This window comes from Agrobacterium sp., from assembly GCF_059499945.1.
Genome location: NZ_JCABZP010000015.1, coordinates 140,892 through 157,320, shown reverse-complemented (window position 1 = coordinate 157,320; position 16,429 = coordinate 140,892). Strand labels below are relative to the sequence as shown.

Below are 16,429 nucleotides of genomic sequence, written 5' to 3'. Positions count from 1 at the left end.
CTGCGGCCAAAACCGCGACGTGCCGTTCAACAGCCCAAAGAGCTAAACTTGTTTACTGAAATTATGATCGTGGTCCTGCTCACCGTATTGAACGGTGTGCTTGCCATGTCCGAGCTTGCCGTTGTCTCCTCCAGACCGGCGAGGCTCAAGGTGCTTGCCGCGCAAGGCAGCAAGGGCGCCACCATGGCGCTCGGCCTTTCCGAAAATCCCGGACGCTTTCTTTCCACAGTGCAGATCGGCATCACGCTGGTCGGCGTCCTTTCCGGCGCTTTTTCCGGTGCCACGCTCGGTGCCCGCTTTACGGCGTGGCTTCTGGAACAGGGTGTTCCCGACCGTGCCGCCGATGCGCTTGGCGTCGGCTCGGTGGTCGTCGCCATTACCTATCTGTCGCTGATCGTCGGCGAACTTGTGCCCAAGCAGATTGCGCTGCGCGATCCCGAAAAGGTCGCTGCCCGCGTCGCACCCACCATGATGCTGCTGTCCAAGGTCGGCGCGCCGCTGGTATGGCTGCTCGACAAGTCGGGCAAGACGGTTCTTGCCCTTCTCGGCCACAGCGGCGAGTCCAACGCATCGGTCACCGATGATGAAATCCGCACGGTTCTGGCCGAAGCCCATAGCGCTGGCGTGATCGAGACCGAGGAATCGGCGATGATCACCAGCGTCATGCGCCTTGCCGACCGCAATGCGCGTGGCCTGATGACGCCGCGTCGTGATGTCGAAGTGGTCGATATCGAAGACAGCGCCGAGGAAATCCGAGAGCAGCTTCGCCAGACGCAGCGTTCGCGCCTTCCGGTACGCAACGGCGCTTCTGATGAAATTCTCGGCGTGCTTTTCGCCAAGGATGCCTTCGATGCGCTGGCCTCCGGCAAGGAGCTCAACATTCGCGAGCTTCTGCGCGAAGTTCCTGTCGTGTCGGATCTGACGAGCGCTGTGGACGTCATCCAGTCGCTGCGTCGCTCCACCGTACACATGGTACTGGTCTACGACGAATATGGCCATTTCGAAGGTATCGTCAGCTCTGGCGACGTTCTGGAGGCCATCACCGGCGCCTTCCAGGAAGATAATGACGAGGAGCCGGCCATAGTCGAGCGCGAGGACGGTTCGTTCCTCGTCGCCGGCTGGATGCCCGCCGATGAGTTCGCTTATCGCATGGGCTTCAAGATCGACGAGGATGCCGAGTTCGAAACCGTTGCCGGTCTGGTTCTGGACGAGTTCCGTCGCCTGCCGGAACTGGGCGAACATGTGACCCGCAACGGCTGGCGTTTTGAAGTCATCGACCTCGACGGCCACCGCATCGACAAGGTTCTCGTGAGCCGGGCTGCCTGATGCCCGGCGATGTTGCCGAAAAAGCGAGGCTGCGCGGCGAAAGGCTCGCCGCGCGCGATGCGCTGACGCTGACGGAGCGGCAGCAGAAGAGCCAGTCTATAACGGCCCATGGCGCCTCCGACATTGCCTTTGCGCGTGGCACCGTGATTTCCGGCTTCATGCCTATCCGCTCCGAGGCCGATACACGGCCGCTGATGGAAGCATTGCGGACAAGGGGCGGGCGTCTCGTTCTTCCCGTTGTGCTGGATCGTGAAACCATCGTCTTCCGTCGCTTCGAGGCGGATACGCCGCTGGTGAAGACCGGCTTCGGCACGACTGGCCCGGGCGAGGATGCGGAGGTTGTCGATCCGGATATTCTGCTCGTGCCTCTCTCGGTCTTCGATGGGCGCGGGCAGCGGGTCGGTTATGGCGCGGGCCATTATGACCGCGCCATTGCGCGGTTACACGCGATGGGCAAACAGCCAGTTCTCATCGGCGTCGCCTTTGATTGTCAGGAAGTGCCATTCGTACCGGCGGAGCCGCATGATATGTCGCTTCACGCCATTCTGACGGAAAGCGGCCTGCGCTGGTTTTCCGCTCCGTTGTCGATCTCCGATAGTGGGCAAAAGGCGCTTTAGCACTTTTTAAAAGATGGATTACCCGCTAGAGGGGACGAAATATAGAAACATGCGCAAGATCGGGGCGGGTGAATGAGGCTTCTTTTTCTCGGAGATATGGTTGGCAAGACCGGACGCACTGCTGTCTGGGAACGATTGCCGGGGCTGATTTCCGATCTGAAGCTCGATTTTGTGATCGTCAACGGTGAAAACGCCGCCGGCGGCTTCGGCATCACCGAAGATATCTATCTCGAGACCATCAATGCCGGCGCCGATGTTGTCACGACCGGCAACCATGTCTGGGACCAGAAGGAAGCGGTTTCCTTCTGCGAGCGCCACGACCAGTTCCTGCGGCCCGCCAATTATCCTGACGGTACGCCGGGCAAGGGCTCGGGCCTTTTTTATGCCCGCAACGGCGCACGCATATTGGTCGCCAACATCATGGGGCGGGTCTTCATGCATCCGGAACTGGACGATCCCTTCAAGTCTGCGGAAAACATTCTTGCCGCCTGCCCGCTGAAGGAACAGGCCGACGCCATCATCTTCGATTTCCATGCGGAAGCGACGAGTGAAAAACAGTGTTTCGGCCATTTTGTGGATGGCCGCGCGAGCTTCGTTGTCGGCACCCACACCCATGTCCCGACGGCGGATGCGCAGATCCTTAATGGCGGCACGGCCTATATGTCGGATGCCGGCATGTGCGGCGATTATGACAGTTCGCTTGGAATGGAAAAGGAAGAGCCGATCAACCGCTTCATTTCCAAGATGCCGAAGGGCCGTTTTGAGGCTGCCAGCGGACCGGCGACGATCTGCGGCGTCGGCGTCGAAATTTCCGACCGCACCGGGCTTGCAGAAAAGATCGCGCCGCTGCGCATCGGTCCCCGGCTCTCGGAAACCCTGCCCTCCTTCTGGGCGTGATCTCTCCCTGAAGCGTTCACAATGACGAGAGTGTGAGCCTTCCGGCACTCTTGTAACTGGACGCTCCGCAAAACCTGCCTCATCCTCCCACCCTTCGCAAGTTCAGGGAGTGGCATGATGCTGCGCGTGCTAATGCTTGCAATATCGGGGCTGATCGCCTCATCGGGAGCGGCCTTCTCCCAGACGGAAAGCCGCCCGCCCGTCAGTCAATGCCAGGCGATCGCCAGCAACATTCCCGGCGTCATGTTTGCGAGCTTCAGTCCGCCGGGTGTTCAGCTGGCTCAGGCGGCGGCGAAGGAAGAGGTGAAGATCAGCTTCATCGGCCATTCCACCTATCTGATCGAAAGCCCAGGCGGGGTAACGATCGCCACGGACTATAACGGCGTCTATCGCCCGCCCGTCATGCCGACGGTCGTAACGATGAACCGGGCGCATTCGACCCACTTCACCCTTAGTCCGGACCCTGCCATTCAATATGTGCTGCATGGCTGGAGCGATACGCCGGGAGAAAAGGCCGAACACAAGGTTCTGGTAGGCGATGTCTATATTCGCAATGTCGCAACCGATATCCGCAACCGCTGGGGCGATTACGAATCCTTTCAGGAAAACGGCAATTCCATCTTCATCTTCGAAGTTGCGGGCCTGTGTATCGGTCATCTCGGCCATCTGCATCATGAGTTGACGGATACGCATTATGCAGAGATCGGCCGTCTGGATGTGCTGATGGTGCCGGTGGATGGCGGCTTGACCATGGGCGCTGACAGCATGAGCCGGGTGGTCAAGCGCCTGCGCTCGGCGCTGATCCTGCCGATGCACCGCACCGGCCCGCCGCTGGAGCAGTTTCTGACAATGTTTGGCGAAAGTTTTCGCATTGCCTATGCGACCGACCCGGTGATCCGGGTTTCGATGAGAAATCTTCCCCGCCAGCCGCAGATACTCGTGCCGAAAGGCATGTAACATGGCGGTGGGCGAGGAAAGGCCATAGGAGATGTTGATCAGGCAAAGTTGAGATGCTGGCGAACGCCTACATCTGGCGTCTTGTCATCCGACATGTTCGCCTTGGCGATTTCCCAGCCGAATTTAAGCGTGCTGTCCGTCGAAGCCCAGATATCGGCATCGTCGACATGCAACGCCAGCATTGTCAGCTGTGGATCGCTCTTGCCATGTTCATACCAGGCGGCCGTGACGGAATTCCAATATTCCTCGATCTTGGTTTTGTCGTCGCGCACTTCAAGAATGCCTGAAAGGCAGGCATGGTAGTCATGGTCCTTCCCCACCACGCAGAAATGCGCCCGGGAACCGGATTTCAGCGACTTCACCAGATCGGTGTCTTTTTTGGAGAAGAACCAGATCGTGTTGGTCTTGGGATCAGCGTGAGGTGCCATGGGCTGCATGTGATTATGCAGGCCTTCAAGACCGAGCATGCCGGCGTGGACGGAGTTGATCTCGTCCCAGAGCTGACGGGCCGGGGCTTCTCTTGCTTCAGTCAGGCTGACCATTTGTTTTCTCCTTCCGGTCTGATGCTGCGATGGAGAGAAATCATGTGCCCTTCCGTCGCGTTCATGATCAGAACGAAGAGCGGATAAATCAGTTCCTTCTGTTGTTGCGGCAAGAGAAAGCGCTTGCGGGGTTGAACGGCGGGCGTATCGCACTTATAAGGCCCGCAATCTCCAAATTAAGACAATCAGGTTTTCCATGGCTGGTCATTCACAGTTCAAGAACATCATGCACCGCAAGGGCAAGCAGGACTCCGTACGGTCCAAAATGTTTTCCAAGCTTGCGCGTGAAATCACCGTTGCGGCAAAGGCGGGCATGCCCGACCCGAACATGAACGCGCGCCTGCGTCTGGCGATCCAGAACGCCAAGGCCCAGTCCATGCCGAAGGACAATATTGAGCGCGCCATCAAAAAAGCTTCCGGTGCAGACAGCGAAAACTACGATGAGGTCCGTTACGAGGGTTACGGCCCGGGTGGCGTCGCCGTCGTCGTCGAGGCCCTGACCGACAACCGCAACCGCACCGCCTCAAACGTACGCTCCATCTTCACCAAGGCTGGTGGTGCACTCGGCGAAACCGGCTCGGTCTCCTTCTCCTTCGACCGCGTAGGCGAAATCACCTACAAGGCGGAAGTGGGCGACGCCGACAAGGTCATGGAAGCGGCCATCGAAGCGGGCGCTGACGATGTCGAATCTTCCGAAGACGGCCACACCATCATCTGCGGTTTCGAAGCGATGAACGAGGTTTCCAAGGCGCTGGAAGGCGTGCTAGGCGAAGCCGAAAGCGTCAAGGCCATCTGGAAGCCGCAGAATACGGTGCCGGTGGATGAAGAAAAGGCGCAGTCGCTGATGAAGCTCATCGACAATCTCGAAGACGATGACGACGTGCAGAGCGTCTATTCCAACTTCGAGGTTTCCGAAGAAATTCTCGCCAAGCTTTCCGCCTGACGTTTCATGTTTCAAAAAAGCCCCGGCAGCGATCCGCTCCGGGGTCTTTTGTTTACGCGGCCTTCTTTATGGAGGTTCGCACATCGGCAAAAATCTCGACCGACCGCAACCGCTTTTCGATGTCATGGATCGGCATCGAGACAATCAGCTCATCCGCCTGCGTTTCCGCCAGGAAGCCATCGAGATGGCGTTCGATCGTCTCAGGCGAACCGACGGCGGCGAAACGCAGCGTGTGTTCGACAGAGAAACGCTCCATCTCGTTCCAGTAATCGTCCATGCTGTGCACCGGTTTCGGAAACTGCGTGCGCACATTGCGGCGCAGGTTGACAAATTGCTGCTGCGACGAGGTGAAGAGATGCTGCGCCTCCTCGTCCGTATCTGCGCCGACACCCATTACACCCACCATCACATAGGGCTTGTCCAGCACTTCAGAAGGCTGGAACCGCTCGCGATAAATATGGATCGCTTCCATCAGCATATCGGGCGCGAAATGCGAAGCGAAGGAATAGGGCAGGCCAAGCGCTGCGGCGAGATGCGCGCTGTAGGTGCTGGAGCCGAGCAGCCAGAGCGGCACGTTGGAATTCATGCCCGGTACGGCAAGGATTGCTTGATCCGGCTGCGGCGGACCAAGATAACGCTGGAGTTCGACGATATCGTGCGGGAAGTTTTCCGCGCCGGCATCGAGATTGCGGCGCAGGGCTCGCGCTGTGCGCATATCAGTTCCCGGAGCGCGGCCTAGACCGAGATCAACGCGGCCGGGAAGGAGCGCTGCAAGCGTGCCGAACTGCTCGGCGATAACGAGCGGGGAATGGTTGGGCAACATGATGCCGCCCGAACCGACGCGAATATGTTTCGTGGCCGCGCCCACATGGGCGATGACGAGCGACGTTGCCGCGCTGGCAATGCCGGGCATGCCGTGGTGTTCCGCCAGCCAGATGCGGTTATAGCCGTGTTCTTCGGCCTTGATCGCCATTCGGCGGGAATTTTCGAGCGCCTCACTGACGCTCTCGCCTTCGCCGATCGGCGAAAGGTCGAGAATGGAAAAAGGTATCATCCGACGCTCCTGCGAAATTTAAATCTTTGCTGCGGATGTAAGGCGCGTGTCCCGATTTACCAGTGAAGTCGCGCAGAATTGAAGGATGGTTCAAAAAAATTGGGGCCTCCGAAGAGGCCCCGGTATTTCGCCGGCTGGCCTGTCTCAACCCACCCGCCTGAATTGCCTGTCCTCGCGATGCCCCGCGGCCTCGTTCTCCGGAGCCAATACGAACTGTCCGAGCCTGCCGTCCATTTCACCCGCTTCGGAAGCGAGATTGTGAATGGCGGCCGTCGTCTCTTCCACCATGGCGGCGTTCTGCTGGGTCATGGTGTCGAGGCTGGAGACGGTACTGTTGATTTCCGAAAGCGTGTGCGCCTCCTCGCGGGTAGACTCCATGATCTCTTCGATACGCGTGCTGATGGTCTGCACGTGTTTGCCGATGCCGGTCAGCGAAGCACCTGCCTTTTCCACCAGCACCACGCCCGAGGATACCTCGTCGGTGGAGCGCTTCAGCAGGCTGGTGATTTCCTTTGCGGCGGCGGCCGAGCGCTGCGCCAGTTCGCGCACTTCCTGGGCCACGACCGCAAAACCCTTGCCTGCGTCGCCTGCTCGCGCCGCCTCCACGCCGGCATTCAGCGCCAGAAGGTTGGTCTGGAAGGCGATTTCGTCGATGACGCCGATGATCTGGTTGATCTGGCGTGATGAGGTCTGGATCGCCTCCATGGCGGCGATTGTCTGCTCCATGACGCGGCTGGATGCCGTTGCCTCCGTGCTGGCGTCGCGGGCGATCCGCGTTGCCTGTTCGGCGCGTTCGATCTGGTCGCGGACGGCTTCGGTGATCGCCTTGATGGCGCTTGCCGTTTCGGTGATGGAGGCTGCCTGCCGTTCGGTACGTTCGGCGAGCTGGTCGGCCCCCACCCGCATTTCCTCGGAACCGCCACGAATGGCAGCGGAATTGCCGCCGATGGCCTGCATGGTTTCGCTGAGCCGGGCAAGCGCCGTGTTGAAATTATGGCGCAGGCTTTCGAGATCGTCGGGGAAAGCGGTCTCGATACGATAGGCGAGGTTGCCATTCGCCAGCCGGTCGAGCCCCTCATCCAGAGATTGCACGACCATTTGCAGGGTGCCTGCCTCGGCCTCCCGTTCCGCAAGATGCGCGCGCCGGGCTGTTTCGGCTTCTTCCCGTGTGCGTGATGCGGTCTCTTCCATGTCCCGCTGCAGGATAAGTTTTTCACGGAAACTGCCGAGCGCACGCGCCATGCGGCCGATCTCGTCCTTTCGATCCTGATTGCCGATTTCCGCATCGAGACGGCCTGCGGCCACTTCGCCGGTCAGTCCGGCAAGCTTTTCCAGCGGGGCGAAGAGACGCCGCGCGAAAAAGGCCGTCGCTGCACACATGGCGGCCAGAACGCAAAGGCCGATCACGGCAAGCGTGCCGGCAATCGAGATGGAGCCAGCGTTCAACTCGCTGCGCAGCATGCTTTCCACCGCGAGATATTTTTCGTCGGCGAAAGAGAAGGGGCGGGCATAGGCATTGGCTTCGCCATCCGCGCGGTCGATCTTGGCAATGGTCATGCCCGCCGCGTTCAGGGCCTCGCCGTGGAAATCGTAGATGGCTGGGTCAAGGCTGACCAGCCTGTCGCCCTCAACACCGATAACCTTGCCATCGGCTGATATGATTGCGGATTGTTCCGAACTGCCCGCCGCGATGCCTTTCGTCAGAATCTGGCTGAAAACGCCTTCCTTGACCTGGAAGAGGACGATGCCCTTGAACGCGCCGAATTTGACAACCGGAACGCCGAAATAAATACCAGCCTCTTTCGTAGCCGCATCGATCCGCAGGCCGGAGAAACTGGTCTGCGCCACGTCGTTGACCGCCTTTTCGGCGTTCGCCGCGCCGCGCGCGAAGGCCGTACCAAGGCCGCTTTCCGCCCAGGTGCCGCCCTTGACGGTTTCCCCGAAGGCCGGTCCCTTCAGATAGGAATAATAGACCGTACCGGCGGGGTCGATGAAGAGAACATCGCTGAACGGCGTTCCCTTGATATAAGCGCCGATATCCGTCTGGGTCTTCTCATGGGTGGAGTAATAAAAGCCGCTGGGGCTTTCCGGCTTGATCAGCTTTTCCTTTTCGCCGAAGGGGTTTTCCTTGACGAAGACGCGCTGCAGTTCCGCCTTCGCGTCGCCTGCGTTTTTCTGCACGGTGGCCCAGCCGCTGCGCATGGAGACAACAGCCATCTGCAGGGATTCGATCTTGGCAATGGAATCCGCCTGTGTTTTCAGCTGCTCAAGGCGTTCCTGAAGCATGTCGCCGCGGAAAACCAGAATGCTCTCCATGGATCTCGACGCCTGCTCCTCAAGAACGCCGCTGCTGCTTTGATAGCCGAGAAGTGTCAGAGCCCCGGTCGAGATCGCCATCAGCGCCAGGAAAATCGCGAGCACTTTGGTGGATATGGAATGAAAACGGTTCAGCATGGCCGATGCAGCCCTCAATGCCGGATCAGTTCCCGCGCCATGCATGGATGGCGCCATTGGACGGCTGATATGGCGAACATATTGTGCTGCGGATCATCATGTCCGCAGCTCCCCTTTTTTGATTTTGTGGAGAACAATGCGGTACGCGGTTTAAGCAGAGGTAAATGCTGCACTGCAAATTTGATCAATGTTGTCGTTTTGTTCACTTATCGCTGGCAGGGTCGCAGCCGGAAAGATAAGGTGCCTCATGCAAAAGACGATTCGAATCATCGGCATTGACCCCGGATTGCGGCGCACCGGATGGGGTGTCATCGAAACCCTTGGCAACAGCCTTCGGTTCGTCGCCTCCGGTACCGTGACATCGGATGGCGATATGGATCTCGCCTCCCGGCTGTGCCAGTTGCATGACGGGCTGGCTGACGTCGTGCACAGCTACCAGCCCGACGAGGCGGCGGTGGAGCAGACTTTCGTGAACAAGGATGCGGTTGCAACATTGAAACTTGGTCAGGCGCGCGGCATCGCCATGCTGGTTCCGGCGCGGGCAGGACTGCCGGTGTTTGAATATGCGCCGAATGCGGTGAAAAAAGCCGTCATCGGCGTCGGGCACGGCGAAAAGCAGCAAATTCACATGATGCTGAAAATCCTGATGCCGAAGGCCGAATTCAAGGGTAACGATGCGGCGGACGCTCTCGCCATCGCAATCTGCCACGCGCATAATCGCGGCGGCGACAGGATGGCGCGGCTTTTGGCGGCCGGTTGAATATTTAAAGTCTCATTGCAGCGGGCGGCATCATGATCGGAAAACTGAAGGGCAGCATCGAGGAAATCGGCGCGGACTATGTGCTGGTGGATGTGCACGGCGTCTGTTACGTCGCCTATTGTTCGGCGCGCACGCTGTCGAAAATCGGCTCCGTCGGGGAGGCGGTGGTGCTGTTCATCGAAACCTATGTGCGTGAAGACCAGCTGAAGCTCTTCGGTTTTCTTTCGGCACTGGAGCGGGAATGGTTCAACCTGCTGCAGAGCGTGCAGGGCGTGGGTTCGAAAGTGGCCTTGGCCGTCCTTTCCACGCTTTCGCCCTCCGAACTCGCCAATGCCATCGCGCTTCAGGACAAGGTGATGATTTCGCGTGCGCCCGGCGTTGGGCCGAAGGTGGCGGTGCGTCTTGTGACCGAACTTCGCAACAAGGCGCCTGCCTTTGCGGGAGAGGCTTCCGCCTCGATCGGGCTCAAGCAGGAGCTTGGTGAAGGCGTTGCGTCCGCGCCGGTGGCGGATGCCGTTTCCGCGCTCACCAATCTCGGCTATTCGCGCGACCAGGCCGCCAATGCGGTTGCTGCCGCGCTGAAGAATGGCGGGGAGGGCGGCGACAGCGCCAAGCTTATCCGCCTCGGGCTGAAGGAGCTTTCGCGGTAAGGACGCCTGGCATGCGGACGTGGAGCCCCGGTTATCCTGAATTTCGTGAAGCGCGTTGATGCGATAGTCGTGATATAGGGGCGGCGACCACCTGATGAATTCGGTTAGAACAATGGAATGCCCTGAATGAGCGATGCGGAGAGACTGATTACCCCGGAAAAGCGTGGCGAGGATATCGACACCACGCTGCGCCCGCAGTCGCTGGATGATTTTACCGGCCAGGCGGAGGCCCGTGCCAATCTCAAGGTGTTCATCGAGGCCGCCAAGAACCGCGGCGAGGCGCTGGATCATGTGCTGTTCGTCGGCCCGCCCGGCCTCGGCAAGACCACGCTGGCGCAGATCATGGCCAAGGAACTTGGCGTCAACTTCAAATCCACTTCCGGGCCTGTCATCGCCAAGGCGGGTGATCTCGCCGCACTTCTCACCAATCTGGAAGAGCGCGATGTGCTCTTCATCGATGAAATCCACCGCCTCAATCCGGCAGTGGAAGAAATCCTTTATCCTGCCATGGAGGATTTCCAGCTCGATCTCATCATCGGCGAGGGGCCGGCGGCGCGCTCGGTGAAGATCGATCTTTCCAAATTCACCCTCGTTGCCGCCACCACCCGCCTCGGCCTCTTGACAACGCCGCTGCGTGATCGTTTCGGCATTCCCGTCCGGTTGGCTTTCTACACCGTTGACGAGCTGGAACTGATCGTCCGGCGCGGCGCGCGGCTGATGGGGCTGAATATGACCGATGAGGGCGCGCGTGAGGTGGCAAGGCGCGCGCGCGGCACGCCGCGTATCGCCGGCCGGCTATTGCGCCGCGTGCGTGATTTCGCCGAGGTGGCGCGGGCGGAAGCCGTCACCCGTGAGATCGCCGACGAGGCTTTGACGCGGCTGCTGGTCGACAAAATGGGTCTCGACCAGCTCGACATGCGTTATCTCACCATGATCGCCGTCAATTTCGGCGGCGGCCCTGTTGGCATCGAAACCATCGCCGCCGGCCTCTCGGAGCCGCGCGATGCGATCGAGGACATCATCGAGCCCTATATGATCCAGCAGGGTTTCATCCAGCGCACACCGCGCGGGCGCATTCTGACTGCAACAGCCTGGAAACATCTGGGCATGCAGCCGCCCAAGGATATCGAGGCGGCGCAGTTCCGTCTGACGCTTGAGGATGATTGAGGGAACAATCCCGGCTTGCCGGCTTTGATCGTCTTTGGCACGGAGATGGTCATGTCTGGATATCGAAAGGGTACCAAGGTCCGGTGGAACTGGGGCAGTGGCACCGGTGAAGGTAAAATCGTCGAGACTTTCACTGACGATGTCGAACGCACCATTGCCGGCTCCAGAATAAAACGGAAAGCGAGCAGGCAGGAGCCTGCCTATCTGATCGAACAGGAAGACGGTGCGAAGGTTCTGAAAAGCAGATCGGAGCTGGAACACGTCGATTGAACGACGCCGTCCTCTGGCGTCAAGGGAGGGATGCCGATGCCTTATGATCCGCTGCGGGTCTTCCGCAAACTCGCGCGCAACAACCGGCTGGCCAATTTCCGGCTGCATCAGGCCTGTCTTCAGCTTTCGCAGGAGGCGTTTGTCGCTTCCCGTGTCAGTTTCTTTCCCACGCTCAGGGCGACGCTGAACCACATCTACACCGTCGACCGGTTTTATATCGATGCCCTCCAGGGCGGCACGCTCGGCCTTGCCGCTTTTGCCGAAGAGGAGCCCTTCGCCACCATGTCGGATCTGCGAGCCGCTCAGATGGAGCTTGACGAGGCGCTGATCGCATTTGTCGATGGTTTGGACGAAGACGGCCTTGCGGCCGACGTCAATATTCACCGCGGCAGGCGTATCCAGCGGGATCGCTGCGACGATGTTCTGTCCCATCTCTTCCAGCACCAGACGCATCATCGCGGGCAGGCGCATGCGATGTTATCAGGGACCACGGTCAAGCCGCCGCAACTGGATGAATTCATTGTGGGAGATGATGCAAAGACGAGAAAAGACGAGATGGATGCGTTAGGGTGGACGGAAACCGATTTGATGTTTCCAGCCCGCAGGCCAGCACCATGACACACGATACCAAGCAGGACACCCGCATCCGCATCAAGTTCAAGCCGAAGCGCATTTTCCAGATGCGTGTCGCGGGACTGGCGTTTCGTGATGGCCATGTGCTGGTGCACCGGGCGTCGCATGAAAAATTCTGGACCTTTCCGGGTGGCCGTGCCGAAATGGGCGAACGCTCCGAAGAAACGCTGGCGCGTGAAATGGTCGAGGAGCTTGGCGTCGAAGCCAAGGTGGGACGCCTTCTCTGGGCGGTCGAGAATTTTTTCCACTACGAGGGCAAGGACTGGCACGAACTCGGGTTTTATTACCTGATGGACCTGCCGGAAACGCTGGCCTTCCATCCGACTGACATCATTCACCGCGTTCAGGACGGAGATAACGAACTGGAGTTCCGCTGGGTTGCGGCAACCCGGCAGGCATTGACGGAGCTTGATATTCCGCCCTATTTCATCGCCGACGAAATAGAACACCTGCCGAAGACCACACGACACCTCGTCTGGCATGACGGCGATCTGGACGATAAATGACCTCTGCGCCTGAACGCCACATGATCCGGCTGGACCGGAAACCGCAGCTTTTCAGCATGCGGGTTGCGGCGCTGATCTTGCAGAACGAGCATCTTCTGGTCCAGCGCGGCACGAAGGACAGTTACTGGGCCTTGCCCGGCGGCCGTGCCGAAATCGGCGAAAGCTCGCAGGAAACCATCATCCGCGAGATCGGCGAGGAGCTTGGCCGGGATTGTTCGGTCGAGCGTCTCCTCTGGTCGGCCGAAAATTTTTTCGCCTATGACGATTATGCGGCGCATGAACTGGGATTTTATTATCTTATTTCGCTTCGCCAGCCTCTGCCGTTCCATGAAAGCGATATCGTGCATCGGGTGCTGGATGGCGTCGAGGTGGAGTTCCGCTGGCTGCCCGCGCAGCCATCAGCGCTTTTGAAGAGCGATCTGAGGCCCCGTTTCATCGCGGAGCGTATCGAGGCGCTGCCTCAACGGCATGAGCATCTTATCATTCGCGAAGGTCGTTCCGATGCTGCCGAAATTCTCAAGGAGATAGTATGAGCGAGCTTGTGGTTTCGCTTTCGGGTGAACTGATCGAACATGGCCACCGCCTGACGCAACGGGTCTATTATGAGGATACGGATTTCTCCGGCCTCGTTTATCACGCCCGTTATCTGCATTTTCTCGAGCGCGGACGCACCGATTACCTGCGGTGCCTCGGCTGCGAACAAAGCGCGCTTCTGACCGCCGATGAGGAGGGGCTGGTCTTTGTCGTGCATCGCATGGAGATCGATTTCAAAAGCCCGGCGCGGATGGATGACGTGTTGACGATCACGACCATCACCGAAAAGGCCGGCGGTGCGAAAATGGTGCTCAATCAGGAAATCCGGCGGGGCGAAACCCTGCTGGTCGCCGCCAAGGTCATCATCGCCGTCATCAACGCCAATGGCCGCCCGAGGCGTCTTCCGGAGACGGTTGCCGAAAAATTCCTGAAGTAATTGACGGCTCCGTCCAGTAAATCCATCCGGCGTGGCCCGGCTGTAACACTCCTTTAACCATAATGGTGTCTTACTTTAGCAACTGGCATTTGTGCGGCACACGCCTTCCTTTCACCAAATTTATTGGCAAGTAAGGCTTACTGGCAAGTATCGGGGTATGGCAAAGGGGTTAACGGCTGCGGCCGCACGACTTCGAGCGTTAACACGCGTTTGAATCGCCCGGTCCCGTACCGGGCGTTTGGATTCGGGGATTGGATATTTATGGAACAGGCAGGTTTGGCAGCGGCGACGCACGATGTAAGTCTCTGGGCGCTGTTTATGCAGGCGGGCCTCATCGTGAAGCTCGTGATGATCGGACTTATCGCCGCCTCGGTCTGGACGTGGGCGATCGTCTTCGACAAATATGTGAGCTTCGGCAAGGCAAAGCGCCAGTTCGACCAGTTCGAACAGGTCTTCTGGTCGGGCCAGTCGCTCGAGGAGCTTTATCGCACGCTGGCGGAACGCCAGAATGGCGGTCTCGCGGCAATTTTCGTTTCCGCCATGCGGGAATGGAAAAAATCATTCGAGCGCGGCGCGCGTTCGCCCATCGGTCTGCAGATGCGTATCGACCGGGCGATGGATGTGACGATCGCGCGTGAAGGCGAACAATACGAGGCGCGCCTTGGTTCGCTCGCCACCATCGGTTCGGCTGGTCCCTTCATCGGTCTCTTCGGTACGGTTGTTGGTATCATGACCTCGTTCCAGGCGATTGCCGGTTCGAAGTCCACCAACCTTGCGGTCGTGGCGCCGGGTATCGCTGAAGCGCTTCTGGCAACGGCCATCGGCCTTGTTGCGGCTATTCCGGCAGTTATCGCCTACAACAAGTTCACGGCCGACGCGCACAAGCTTTCCGCCCGCATGGAAGGTTTTGCCGACGAGTTCTCCGCGATCCTGTCGCGCCAGATCGATGAAAAACTTCAGACGCGGCAGGCCGCCCAGTAAGCGGCCGCACGATGTGCATGCTGTGCAGTAATTTGCCGCAAGGCAAAATGGAGTAGATGATATGGGTATGTCAGCAGGTGGCAGCGGCGGCGGTTCCGGTGGACGCCGGGGTGGGCGCGGCGGACGACGCAAAGGCGGCGCGATCAGCGAGATCAACGTCACGCCGCTGGTCGACGTCATGCTCGTGCTGCTCATCATCTTCATGGTGGCGGCGCCGATGATGACTGTCGGCGTGCCGATCGACTTGCCGCAGACCTCCGCCAATGCGTTGAACTCGGACACGCAGCCGATCACCATTTCCGTTAATGCCAATGGCCAGATCCATCTGCAGGAAACGGAAATTCAGGCGGCCGAAGTGGCCGACAAGCTGCAGGCGATCGCCACGACTGGTTATAACGAACGCATCTTCGTGCGTGCGGATTCCGTTGCCGCCTATGGCGTCGTTGCCGACGTGATGGCGCGTATCCAGGCGGCAGGCTTCAAGAATATCGGCCTCGTGACCCAGCAGAAACAGGACAATTGACGTAAAACGATGAAGGGCAGCCTTACCACATCCGCGATCGTGCACGCGTCGCTTCTGGCTTTCGCCCTCGTTTCCCTGGGCTCGCCGGAACCGCTTGACGTGTCGCAGGCCGAGGCCCTGCCTGTCGAGCTGGTGCCGATCGAGGAATTGACCCAGATCCAGCAGGGTGACAAGAAGGCACCGAAGGCCGAAAAGTCCGCTCCTGTTCCGACCACACGTCCTGACATCATCGAGAACGCCCAGAATGTCGGCAACAACACGGCCGATCTTGACGCGCCCCCGACGCCTACCACCAAGCCTAACGACAATATTAGCGCGGCAGCTCCGCCCAAGCAGGAGAAGCCGCAGCCGGTCGTCGATACCAAGGCGAACGAGGTGAAGGAAATCGTCAAGGAAGAAACCTCGGCTCCCAAGCCGCAGGAAATGGCCGCCTTGCCGCAAACCAAGCCTGAAATCGCGCCGCAGCCGAAGACGGAACCGCCGCCGCAGGAAACCAAGGCCGAAGAGCCGCCGCCGGCAACGCAGGAGCCGGCCGAAATTCCCGTGCCGCAGAACGTGCCGCGTCCGAATTCCCGCCCGGAGCCGCCGAAGCCGGAGGAGCCGAAGCAGGCCGAGACCAAGCCCGCCGAGCAGAAGCCCGCGGAAAAACCGGCCGAGACCAAGCCCGATCAGGCGAAATCCACCGATAAGCCTTCCGACAAGAAGCCGGGCGAGAAAAAGCAGGAGACTGCAAAATCCGCCTCTTCGAAGGAAAGCGATTTCAACGCTGACGATGTTGCAGCGCTTTTGAACAAGCAGGCGCCTTCCGGCGGCGGCGCCAAGCGCTCCACCCAGCAGGCAGCCCTTGGCGGCAAGAAATCGACCGGCGGCTCTACACTCAGCCAGACGGAAATGGATGCGCTGCGCGGCGCAATCCAGAAAAACTGGCAGATCATTCCCGGCATGGCGGATGCCTCGGACGTTCGCGTCCGGGTCACCATGAAGCTTGACCGTGATGGAACCATCATCGGTCGGCCCGAGATCGAGGCAACCGGCGGTTCGGAAGGAACGCGCCGTGCTCTTTCCGGCGGAGCCTATCGCGCCATCATGCGTTCTGCTCCGTTCACGAACCTTCCTGCCGACAAATATGACGCATGGAACGAAGTCGTCGTGAACTTCGATCCCAGTGAATTGCTATGA

At 59.5% G+C, this 16,429-nt stretch carries 19 protein-coding genes; 16 read left to right on the top strand and 3 right to left on the bottom strand.

Annotated features, from left to right (window positions below; all coding sequences use genetic code 11):
• The first annotated feature begins 63 nt into the window (after window positions 1-63).
• The 4 genes from AC5I5B_RS18290 to AC5I5B_RS18275 all read left to right on the top strand — a co-directional run bounded on the left by AC5I5B_RS18290 (window position 64) and on the right by AC5I5B_RS18275 (window position 3,797).
• A complete protein-coding gene (locus AC5I5B_RS18290) occupies window positions 64-1,326 on the top strand; it encodes a hemolysin family protein (RefSeq protein WP_003506208.1) in 1,263 nt (420 codons plus the stop codon).
• Window positions 1,326-1,943 carry a 5-formyltetrahydrofolate cyclo-ligase gene (locus AC5I5B_RS18285; protein WP_020809623.1) on the top strand — a complete coding sequence of 206 codons (618 nt, stop codon included), beginning with the start codon at window positions 1,326-1,328 and terminating at the stop codon, window positions 1,941-1,943. The genes AC5I5B_RS18290 and AC5I5B_RS18285 overlap by 1 nt, the downstream gene beginning before the upstream one ends.
• A gap of 72 nt (window positions 1,944-2,015) precedes the next feature.
• Window positions 2,016-2,840, top strand: a complete 825-nt coding sequence (locus AC5I5B_RS18280; protein WP_003506212.1) for a TIGR00282 family metallophosphoesterase — start codon at window positions 2,016-2,018, stop codon at window positions 2,838-2,840.
• Between the two features lie 114 nt (window positions 2,841-2,954).
• Entirely contained in the window at window positions 2,955-3,797 is an 843-nt protein-coding gene (locus tag AC5I5B_RS18275) for an MBL fold metallo-hydrolase (protein WP_111834187.1), read from the top strand.
• 38 nt (window positions 3,798-3,835) lie between these two features.
• On the opposite strand, the gene AC5I5B_RS18270 is transcribed toward AC5I5B_RS18275, so the two are convergent.
• Window positions 3,836-4,339, bottom strand: coding sequence for a pyridoxamine 5'-phosphate oxidase family protein (locus AC5I5B_RS18270; RefSeq protein WP_003506216.1), 504 nt, complete (start codon window positions 4,337-4,339; stop codon window positions 3,836-3,838).
• A 196-nt stretch (window positions 4,340-4,535) separates the two neighbouring features.
• Here AC5I5B_RS18270 and AC5I5B_RS18265 point away from each other — a divergent pair, with 196 nt between their 5' ends.
• Window positions 4,536-5,282 carry a YebC/PmpR family DNA-binding transcriptional regulator gene (locus AC5I5B_RS18265; RefSeq protein WP_003497595.1) on the top strand — a complete coding sequence of 249 codons (747 nt, stop codon included), beginning with the start codon at window positions 4,536-4,538 and terminating at the stop codon, window positions 5,280-5,282.
• 52 nt (window positions 5,283-5,334) lie between these two features.
• On the opposite strand, the gene AC5I5B_RS18260 is transcribed toward AC5I5B_RS18265, so the two are convergent.
• Window positions 5,335-6,336 (bottom strand): LLM class flavin-dependent oxidoreductase, encoded by a 1,002-nt coding sequence (locus AC5I5B_RS18260; protein ID WP_031233679.1) that lies wholly within the window; start codon window positions 6,334-6,336, stop codon window positions 5,335-5,337.
• 144 nt (window positions 6,337-6,480) lie between these two features.
• Complete coding sequence (locus tag AC5I5B_RS18255; RefSeq protein WP_112958579.1) at window positions 6,481-8,790, bottom strand: methyl-accepting chemotaxis protein; 2,310 nt, start codon at window positions 8,788-8,790, stop codon at window positions 6,481-6,483.
• 247 nt (window positions 8,791-9,037) lie between these two features.
• Between AC5I5B_RS18255 and ruvC the strand changes: the two genes are divergently transcribed.
• The 11 genes from ruvC to tolA all read left to right on the top strand — a co-directional run bounded on the left by ruvC (window position 9,038) and on the right by tolA (window position 16,429).
• Window positions 9,038-9,550 (top strand): crossover junction endodeoxyribonuclease RuvC, encoded by a 513-nt coding sequence (ruvC, locus tag AC5I5B_RS18250; protein ID WP_003506222.1) that lies wholly within the window; start codon window positions 9,038-9,040, stop codon window positions 9,548-9,550.
• 32 nt (window positions 9,551-9,582) lie between these two features.
• Window positions 9,583-10,200 carry a Holliday junction branch migration protein RuvA gene (gene ruvA / locus AC5I5B_RS18245; protein ID WP_003506224.1) on the top strand — a complete coding sequence of 206 codons (618 nt, stop codon included), beginning with the start codon at window positions 9,583-9,585 and terminating at the stop codon, window positions 10,198-10,200.
• Between the two features lie 126 nt (window positions 10,201-10,326).
• Window positions 10,327-11,367 (top strand): Holliday junction branch migration DNA helicase RuvB, encoded by a 1,041-nt coding sequence (ruvB, locus tag AC5I5B_RS18240; protein ID WP_003506226.1) that lies wholly within the window; start codon window positions 10,327-10,329, stop codon window positions 11,365-11,367.
• Between the two features lie 51 nt (window positions 11,368-11,418).
• The gene (locus AC5I5B_RS18235) at window positions 11,419-11,637 is read left to right on the top strand and encodes a hypervirulence associated TUDOR domain-containing protein (protein WP_077998660.1); all 219 of its coding nucleotides are present in this window, start codon (window positions 11,419-11,421) and stop codon (window positions 11,635-11,637) included.
• Between the two features lie 36 nt (window positions 11,638-11,673).
• A complete protein-coding gene (locus AC5I5B_RS18230; protein WP_003506229.1) occupies window positions 11,674-12,255 on the top strand; it encodes a DinB family protein in 582 nt (193 codons plus the stop codon).
• Complete coding sequence (locus AC5I5B_RS18225) at window positions 12,252-12,776, top strand: NUDIX hydrolase (RefSeq protein ID WP_003506231.1); 525 nt, start codon at window positions 12,252-12,254, stop codon at window positions 12,774-12,776. Before AC5I5B_RS18230 ends, AC5I5B_RS18225 begins: the two co-directional genes overlap by 4 nt.
• Window positions 12,773-13,309, top strand: a complete 537-nt coding sequence (locus tag AC5I5B_RS18220; RefSeq protein WP_099087326.1) for an NUDIX hydrolase — start codon at window positions 12,773-12,775, stop codon at window positions 13,307-13,309. The genes AC5I5B_RS18225 and AC5I5B_RS18220 overlap by 4 nt, the downstream gene beginning before the upstream one ends.
• Window positions 13,306-13,746 carry a tol-pal system-associated acyl-CoA thioesterase gene (gene ybgC / locus AC5I5B_RS18215; protein WP_065656478.1) on the top strand — a complete coding sequence of 147 codons (441 nt, stop codon included), beginning with the start codon at window positions 13,306-13,308 and terminating at the stop codon, window positions 13,744-13,746. The genes AC5I5B_RS18220 and ybgC overlap by 4 nt, the downstream gene beginning before the upstream one ends.
• Window positions 13,747-14,007: 261 nt before the next feature.
• On the top strand, window positions 14,008-14,727 hold the full coding sequence (tolQ, locus tag AC5I5B_RS18210) for a protein TolQ (RefSeq protein ID WP_003497570.1): 720 nt from the start codon (window positions 14,008-14,010) through the stop codon (window positions 14,725-14,727).
• A 61-nt stretch (window positions 14,728-14,788) separates the two neighbouring features.
• Complete coding sequence (gene tolR / locus AC5I5B_RS18205) at window positions 14,789-15,250, top strand: protein TolR (RefSeq protein ID WP_003506238.1); 462 nt, start codon at window positions 14,789-14,791, stop codon at window positions 15,248-15,250.
• A 9-nt stretch (window positions 15,251-15,259) separates the two neighbouring features.
• Window positions 15,260-16,429, top strand: coding sequence for a cell envelope integrity protein TolA (gene tolA, locus AC5I5B_RS18200; protein ID WP_060723155.1), 1,170 nt, complete (start codon window positions 15,260-15,262; stop codon window positions 16,427-16,429).